General features: G+C 69.7%; 1 protein-coding gene. It reads right to left on the bottom strand.

Annotation, left to right across the window (positions count from 1 at the left end; all coding sequences use genetic code 11):
* Nucleotides 1-124 precede the first annotated feature (124 nt).
* Nucleotides 125-1,462: an NADP-specific glutamate dehydrogenase gene (gdhA, locus tag WCS02_RS20235; RefSeq protein ID WP_340296109.1), complete on the bottom strand. Its 1,338-nt coding sequence runs from the start codon at nucleotides 1,460-1,462 to the stop codon at nucleotides 125-127.
* Nucleotides 1,463-1,519: the final 57 nt, after the last annotated feature.

Genomic DNA, 1,519 nt, shown 5'->3' with positions numbered 1-1,519 from the left:
GGGTCTGGTACCGGCTGTGATGCCGCTGACCATCGGCACGGCGCTGGACCGCTGGACTCGTGTGCGACCAGTAGGTGGCCCCTGGGCCGGAGTGATCGCGTGATGACGCGGACCACGGCGGATCTCAGACCAGGCCGAGTGCGAGAACGGCGTCGGCGACCCGCCGGAAGCCTGCGATGTTGGCGCCCAGGACGTAGTCCCCGGGGCCGTCGTGTTCGTCCGCCGTGCTGGCGCACCGGTCGTGGATACCGGCCATGATCTCGGTCAGGCGTTCCTCGGTGCCCTCGAAGGTCCAGGAGTCGCGTGACGCGTTCTGCTGCATCTCCAGGGCCGACGTGGCCACGCCACCGGCGTTGGCCGCTTTCCCGGGGGCGAACAGCACGCCACCCTCCTGCAGGAGCGAGACGCCGTCCGGCGTGGTCGGCATGTTGGCACCCTCGGCGACGGCGAGCACGCCGTGGCTCAGCAGAGCCTTGGCGTCTGCACCGTCGAGCTCGTTCTGGGTGGCGCAGGGCAGCGCGACCTCGACCGGCACGTCCCAGATGCGCCCGGCGGTCGCTAGGTGGGCGCCGGGGCGCTGGGCGACGTAGTCGGCCGCACGTCCGCGCTGCACCTCCTTCACCGCCTTGAGCAGTTCGAGGTCCACGCCGGCCTCGTCTACGACGTAGCCGGAGGAATCGGAGAACGCGACGACCCGGGCGCCGAGCTGTTGCGCCTTCTCGATCGCGTAGATCGCGACGTTCCCGGCCCCGGAGACGGCGACGCGCAGCCCGTCGAAGGACCGTCCTCGGGTGCGGAGCATCTCCTGCGCGAAGAGCACCGTGCCGTAGCCGGTTGCCTCGGTGCGGACGAGCGATCCGCCCCAGCCGACACCCTTGCCGGTCAGGACGCCGGACTCGTAGCGGTTGGTGATGCGCTTGTACTGACCGAACAGGTAGCCGATCTCGCGACCGCCGACACCGACGTCGCCGGCGGGCACGTCGGTGTGCTCGCCGAGGTGGCGGTAGAGCTCGGTCATGAACGACTGGCAGAAGCGCATGACCTCGCCGTCGGAGCGCCCGCGCGGGTCGAAGTCGGCGCCGCCCTTGCCCCCGCCGATCGGCATGCCGGTGAGAGCGTTCTTGAACACCTGCTCGAAGCCGAGGAACTTCACGATGCCGAGGTAGACGGAGGGGTGGAAGCGCAGCCCACCCTTGTAGGGCCCGAGGGCCGAGTTGTACTCCACGCGGAAGCCGCGGTTGATCTGCACGCGTCCGGAGTCGTCGACCCACGGCACCCTGAAGATGATCTGCCGCTCGGGCTCGCAGATGCGCTCCAGGACGGCGGCGTCCCCGTACTGAGGGTTGCGGCGCAGCACCGGGGCGAGGCTGTCGAACACCTCTCGCACAGCCTGGTGGAACTCCGCCTCACCGGGGTTGCGACGCAGCACCTGCTCGAAGACGGGTTCCAAGGACGCGTCCATGCGACTCTCCGTACGGTCCGGGCCTGACGCACGAGCAGGCAGGCAGCAGGTCGAATG

The organism is Aquipuribacter hungaricus (assembly GCF_037860755.1).
Lineage (GTDB): Bacteria > Actinomycetota > Actinomycetes > Actinomycetales > JBBAYJ01 > Aquipuribacter > Aquipuribacter hungaricus.
Note: the sequence above shows the minus strand (reverse complement) of the source record. Positions and strands in the feature narration are given on the sequence as shown.

What these genes read in the sequence shown, in the direction of transcription:
- gdhA (WP_340296109.1), bottom strand. Translation starts at nt 1,462, where the DNA reads ATGGACGCGTCCTTGGAACCCGTCTTCGAGCAGGTGCTGCGTCGCAAC.